The following is a 6,203-nucleotide window of genomic DNA, read 5'->3' on the forward strand; positions in this document are numbered from 1 at the left end:
AAAAACGCCCATCTGCCTCGTGCGCTAAATATCGGCTCCCGTGCAAAACCCTCACGAGGGGGAGATTGGCAGCTCGTGCGCCTTGCAAATCCCCGTCAAAATGCCATCTAAATCACCGGCATCCAGGAGAATCACGTGACGCAGCGAAGCGGCAGCGCCGACCTGCCGCTGCATGGCGGGCGGGTCCCGAAATGGCTGGGCGAGCGCATGACGAAGCTCGGCGCGGTGCTGTGCGAGGCGATCATCCACCATTACGGCCGCGACGAGCTTCTGCGGCGCCTGGCACATCCCTTCTGGTTCCAGTCCTTCGGCGCCGTGATGGGCATGGACTGGCATTCCTCCGGCATCACCACCTCGGTCATCGGCGCGCTGAAGCGCGGGCTGAACCCGCTCTCGGGCGAGCTCGGCATCCATGTCTGCGGCGGGCGCGGCGCGCATTCGCGCAAGACGCCGGGCGAATTGCTGGCCATCGGCGAGCGCGTCGGCCTGGACGGCGATGCTCTGGCCACCGCCAGCCGGCTGGTGGCCAAGGTGGACAGCGCCGCCGTGCAGGACGGCTACGACCTTTACCTGCACGGCTTCATCGTCGCCGATGACGGGCGCTGGGTGGTGGTGCAGCAAGGGATGAACGGCGACGCCCGCCAGGCGCGCCGCTACCACTGGCTCTCGGAAGGCTTGACCAGCTTCGTCGACCAGCCGCATGCGGCGATCGAGGGCGAGCGCCGGGGCGAGATCATCAACCTGACCGACCACCGCGCCGAAAAAGCGCGCGGCGGCCAGGTCGAGCTGCTCAAAACCATGAGCCCAGAAAAGATCCTGAGCGAGCTTGCCGTGCTGGAGCCGCGGCGGGAGCCTGAGCCCGCCGCGCAGCCGCTGCTGCCCAACCTCGTCATGCCCGCGCATCACGACGTGCGCGAAAGCGACATCGTCATGCGCCGCCTGCACGGCAACATCGCCTCGGCCATCGAAAGCGGCCCGAAGGATTTCCCGGAGCTGCTGCTGGTCCCCGGCGTCGGCCCGCGCACGGTGCGGGCGCTGGCCATGGTCTCCGAAGTGGTGCACGGCGCGCCCTATCGCTTCTCCGACCCGGCGCGCTTCTCGCTCGCCCACGGCGGCAAGGACCGCCACCCCTTCCCCGTGCCGCTGAAGGTCTATGACGAGACGATCTCGGTGCTGAAATCGGCGGTGGGGAAGGCGAAGCTCGGGCGGAATGAGGAACTGGAGGCGCTGAGGCGGCTGGATGGGGAGTCACGAAGGATGGAGCGGTATGTGACGGGGCCGAGCTTGAAGGAGATCGTCGCCGGCGAGATGGACCAGTCGCATCTGCTGGGAGGTAGGAGTGTGTTTGGGTGGGAGGCGCGCAAGGTGCCGGAGGGAGGCAAGTAGGGCGGTAGGAAGACTGGAGGAGCGTCCCTTTTTTTGCAATTCGACCATAGTTCTGGCCGCCATGCCAGCGGCCGATTTCCCATCTAGCCGCGAACCATTTCTTGCCAAATCCATTGCAGAAGGGCACTCGAAGTAGACAAAGCTGGCGCGACGTTATTCGTGTATGCCCTCTGAGGCTCACGGACTTACGCCGAACGGTACTTGGGGAAAACAAATGTCACACGTGAGCGTCAGTGTTCGCTTAAGGCCGGTTCGCTTTGCGTTCCTTGTCCGCCCCAACGACCAGGCCAACTTACTTGAAATCTTCAGAGTCAATACGTGCCTTTGGGGCGGCAAGTTCAACCCTATCATCCCCTTTGTAAAGCAGCTTCCACGATGGTGGGATCGATACGGTCGCTCGTTTGATACCGCGCCGCGCGTTGTAAACGGCTATCTCGATTTCTTTGAGCCTGATTTTCTTGTGGAAGCAGAGCAGGGCCTGGCAGAAGGTCTGGGATTCGAGAATGAACGAGTACTTCAGCTTAATCAGGTATTGACCCGGAACGGAGATCGAGATGCACGTGGCCATGGCCTAGATGTGATGGATCTTTATCGCGACCTTTATAGAAACGAGTATCAATTTACGAGACGTCACCAACATGACATCATCTATGTGACCTCGAGAGAAAAGCTACTCACTCTGTTCTGTGCCTGCATATTCGGTGATTTTCCTGTAGATGACGACCTCTCATACTTCAAAGACGGTTTCGTCGACGCGTTTGACCCCAAGGTAGTCTCATTGGATGAAGGCGGACTGGTGGAAATCTTCCGAACTGGAGGCACCTCGGCACTTCGGATTGGTCATTCTAAATTGACAATCGACTACCATGATCGGAGCGATCCGGCGCTTTATGTTTTAGACGTAAGTAAACCGCAAGATTTGATAGATTTCTGGAATCTGCGCGGTATTCGTCAAAATGTTCTGCCGATTCCCATCCAGTGGATTAACGAGCTTGCTGCTTTTGCAAAAGACTTCATTATACACAATTTTCGTCCATTGCCTGGCAATAACAACGGCGTAATGGTCCATCCAACTGTTATGTTCGCGCGCTCAATTCCTACAGAAGATATCGATGGACTGTACGATGATCACTTCAGGATTGATGTTAGAGGCGCCAGTTCCAGACAGGATTGGTATCCTCAACTATGGAAGGCATCTCCGGCCTTTGCAGCCCGGCAACTTCGCCCGACAGTCTCGGCAGAAAGCCAATCAATAGATGTGCCAGTGGAATCGGGCAACAGCGAATTGCGATTCGCGGGTCTTCATCCCACCTTCGCCTCAGAATACGGAAATGACAACCGGTGGGCTAATGTAGTCCGGCTGCGCGACTGGGATCTGGGCGATCAAATAGCGACCGTCTATCCAACCAACTATCGAAAGGCGGAAGGTTTAAATTTCGCATTCGATATCGATGGTCTGCGATCGACAACTGAGGGAGTTGTGGCAATACCAAGGTACCGAGGCCTTTCGCATTTCTGGCGTCTATCTGAGGGCACTACCGCTATTCGAAAATGGCTGGACGCTCAGAACGTCAAGGCTGTCACCTCCGATGCGGGACGCGCAACGCAACAGATCGTTCAGACGCTGGGTGGCTTTTGGGGCGTGTCGAGTTTCGCACACCCAGAGATCGTAAAGCTCCTCAACGAAATCTCTCGCAAGCCGGGATCACGGAGCATTCAGCATCAAGAGTTTCGAAACCGCATCGCAAACGCTACCAAAGACGAAATCTGGAGGCGGCGGAACTTTGAGACGCTGGTGCGGCGCCATGCCGTTGAGCTGGGCTTGGAGATCAAATGTGAGAAATGCTCCAGTTGGAGCTGGCAGGCACTTAAGGATATCGACCAAACGATAAATTGCGGACTATGCCTTCGGCAATTTCCTTTTCCAATTGTTGATCCTAGTAGTAACCAGCATACTCGTTGGTCGTATCGCCTTATCGGTCCATTTGCACTTCCGGACTACGCACGAGGTGGCTATGCAGCCGCCCTTACGCTTCGTTTTTTTTCGGAGACTGTCGGCCCAAGTGATCATGCGCAAATAACCTGGTCGGCTGGGCAGGAGCTTGAGCTTACTTTGGGACGCAAGGTGGAAGCGGATGTTACCCTTTGGTACCAACGCAAACAGCTATTAGAAAATGATTACCCAACGGAGGCAGTATTTGGTGAAGTCAAGAGCTTTGGCAAAGAAGCTTTTGAGCAGGAAGACGTTGATAGAATGAGACTGTTAGCCGAGAGATTCCCAGGCTCGATTATCGTCTTCTCCACAATGAAAGAGGCCTCTGAGCTTTCAAAGAGCGAGATTGCGAGACTGAGAAGATTTGCCTCTTGGGGGCGGGAATATATTCCGAGACAACAGCGCACACGTGCCCCGGTCATAATACTCACAGGTACAGAGCTTTTTGCGGCACGAAGTCTTAGAGCCGCATGGGAAGAAAAAGGGGGCAGACATGCCGACATCGCCGCTCGCGGCTGGGTGAGAATGGAAGACTTGCGCCTTCTCGCCGACTTCACGCAGCAGCTTTACCTAGATATGGCTTCATACGGTGCCTTTCTCGAAGAGAAATGGAGAAGGCGCCAAAGAAACCAAGTCGTTTGAGATGATCAACGAACCTACTGCGAACGTGACGACTATAGATGCCACCCCCAGGTCACGCCCTTCACCCCGCCTTCCTCCCCATCATCCCATAGTGCACCGCGAGCAGGTCCAACCCCACCTTCAGCAACTTCACCACCACATCCCTTCCCTCGCCGCTGCGTTCCGCGATCGCTTTCACCGACTGGCCTTCGAGGCAGGTTTTGCGCACCACCTCCGCCACCTCCCAATGGGCAAGCGCTGCCACAGCATGGGCATGGGCGCGGCCGGCTGAGAGGACGCGGTCGGGGACGCCGCCGCCCATGCGGCTGGCATCGACGCGTTCGCTCCAGGATTGCGGCTGCAGCCCGTGGCGGGCGGCGCGCTCGAAATCGTCGCGGAAGCGTTGGCCGGCCTCGCGCTGCTGGCGCGTCAGCGAGGTGATGCCCGTGAGCGGGTCGACATTGCGCAGGCGCACGATGCCGCCGGTGGAGGTGTGGCCGCCGTTCGACACTTCGTAGACGCGGCGCGCCTCGGCCGTGCCGGCGGTCAGCCGCTGGCGGCCGAAGGCGTCCTGCTTCAGCGCGAAGTCGTGGCCGACCTCGCGGCGGATGCGCACCTGCTCGGCCTCGCCCTTGGGGAGCTTTGGCGGCTGGGGTTTTTTCGAGGGTTTGCGGGGCATGGGTGCGGTCCTTCGTGGGTGGCGTTGCAGAACTTGGGTTCCTCGCCCCCGCAACGCGGGGGAGAGGTGGCCGCGAAGCGGACGGAGAGGGGGACGCCCTCCGCGAAGCCAATGGCGTAGGAGGTTGCGGTGCCCTCGTGGCGGCTTCGCTTGTGATGCGAGGAGCCAGGTTCTCAACCGGCTTTGATTTCGCGGAGGGCGCTCCCCTCTCCGTCGCGGCTTCGCCGCGCCACTAACCGGGGCGAGCCACGGGTCTCGCCCGTCCTTCGGACCCCCCGCGCAGCGGGGGCGAGGAACTCGCGTTTAATTGCCCCTCTCTCTTCGCAGTCAGCTCCCGCATCAGGCGCCGCTCGCGCACCTCGATGGAAAGCTGGGCGCTCGACGGGCAGAACTGGGCGTTGTCGACCTTGGCCTCGCCGCGGATGAAGCGCCGGATCGCGGCCTCGACATCCGCAAGCTCGGCGTCCTGCACGGCGGCGAGATAGCCGCGCAGCTGCATCTCGGCGTCAGCGAGCGCGGATTGCGGGAAGCAGGAAAACATCGCGGCCAGCGCCTTCGCCGCCTGCTGCAATTCGGCTGCGGTCATTGATCTCCTCGATGATTGCGTTGGCGGCATCGACATGCGTCCTGCGCCGCTGCCATTTCTGTTCGGGCGGCTGCCCTGAAGGCGCTTTTCCATTCCTGCCCCGCGAAGCGGGGGACGAAAACGCCGGGGCGTTTTCTCTCGATGGATCGATGGCTTGTGGACTCTGGGAGTCTGGACTCTGGGGCTTATCCTCGCCCTTATCCCCGGGCCTTGCCCGCCGCTTATCCGAAGGCGGAAAAGCCCTTTCCTTCGAAAGGCTTGGGTTGCCGCCCTTCAAGCCGTTCTTGCGCGCCGCGCGCGCCTTGCGGGCATCGGCGATCATGCGCCTGGAATAGATGCGGCCGTGGCGGTCGCGCGAGAAGACGCGGTTGCCTTCCAGCTCGGCAAGCAGCGCGCCAAGCTCCGTCTCCGGGCAGGCGGCAAGGCGGGCAAGGGCGGCCTCCTCCAACCCCTTGCCGGCGATGGCGACATAGCCGACGGGCTCGTGGCTCGCGGCAATGCACAGCATGCGCATCCACAGGCCTTGCGCTGCCAGCGAGCACAGCCGCAGGTTCGGATCCGACTCCCAGTCCGACCAGAAGAACTTCGACCAGATCGTGCCGCTCATGGGGTGGGCTCGGTGGCGGGGCATTGGCGATTGGCTAATCTCCCCCCAAGTGGGGGGTGAGGAGTGGTCCGCGAAGCGGACGCAAAGCCAATTGCTTGGCTTTGCGAATGACGAACGCCCGAAGCGACAGCGAAGGGCCGGGCAGGCCGGCAGGACAGAGGGGGGCGCTGTCCCGCCAACGTATCAGCTAAGAGGAAGCGCACCCCTGGGGTATCAGCGAATGCACAACATGCGAGAGGTTGGCGTTCCTTCGCGCCCCCCTCTGCCCTGCCGGGCATCTCCCCCACAAGGAGGGTTTTGCACGGGAGCCGATATTTAGCGCACGAGGCAG

5 protein-coding genes are annotated in these 6,203 nt (G+C 60.4%); 2 read left to right on the forward strand and 3 right to left on the reverse strand.

Features of this window, described 5'->3' with window-relative positions; genetic code table 11:
• Positions 1-135: 135 nt before the first annotated feature.
• Entirely contained in the window at positions 136-1,386 is a 1,251-nt protein-coding gene (locus E5X34_RS32300; RefSeq protein ID WP_292573212.1) for a DUF763 domain-containing protein, read from the forward strand.
• 214 nt (positions 1,387-1,600) lie between these two features.
• Complete coding sequence (locus E5X34_RS32305; RefSeq protein WP_292573216.1) at positions 1,601-4,021, forward strand: hypothetical protein; 2,421 nt, start codon at positions 1,601-1,603, stop codon at positions 4,019-4,021.
• Positions 4,022-4,082: 61 nt separating this feature from the next.
• Here the strand turns inward: E5X34_RS32305 and E5X34_RS32310 are convergent, their stop codons facing one another.
• From E5X34_RS32310 to E5X34_RS32320, 3 genes are all read right to left on the reverse strand, one after another.
• Positions 4,083-4,679, reverse strand: a complete 597-nt coding sequence (locus E5X34_RS32310; protein WP_292573219.1) for a DUF6456 domain-containing protein — start codon at positions 4,677-4,679, stop codon at positions 4,083-4,085.
• 232 nt (positions 4,680-4,911) lie between these two features.
• Positions 4,912-5,265 carry a hypothetical protein gene (locus E5X34_RS32315; RefSeq protein WP_292573223.1) on the reverse strand — a complete coding sequence of 118 codons (354 nt, stop codon included), beginning with the start codon at positions 5,263-5,265 and terminating at the stop codon, positions 4,912-4,914.
• A complete protein-coding gene (locus tag E5X34_RS32320) occupies positions 5,186-5,872 on the reverse strand; it encodes a hypothetical protein (RefSeq protein WP_292573225.1) in 687 nt (228 codons plus the stop codon). The genes E5X34_RS32315 and E5X34_RS32320 overlap by 80 nt, the downstream gene beginning before the upstream one ends.
• Positions 5,873-6,203 lie beyond the last annotated feature (331 nt).

This window comes from Mesorhizobium sp. (genome assembly GCF_004963255.1).
GTDB lineage: Bacteria > Pseudomonadota > Alphaproteobacteria > Rhizobiales > Rhizobiaceae > Mesorhizobium.

Coding starts and splice junctions, on each gene's coding strand:
- E5X34_RS32315 (WP_292573223.1), bottom strand. CDS start 5,265: ATGACCGCAGCCGAATTGCAGCAGGCGGCGAAGGCGCTGGCCGCGATG.
- E5X34_RS32310 (WP_292573219.1), bottom strand. CDS start 4,679: ATGCCCCGCAAACCCTCGAAAAAACCCCAGCCGCCAAAGCTCCCCAAG.
- E5X34_RS32305 (WP_292573216.1), top strand. CDS start 1,601: ATGTCACACGTGAGCGTCAGTGTTCGCTTAAGGCCGGTTCGCTTTGCG.
- E5X34_RS32320 (WP_292573225.1), bottom strand. CDS start 5,872: ATGAGCGGCACGATCTGGTCGAAGTTCTTCTGGTCGGACTGGGAGTCG.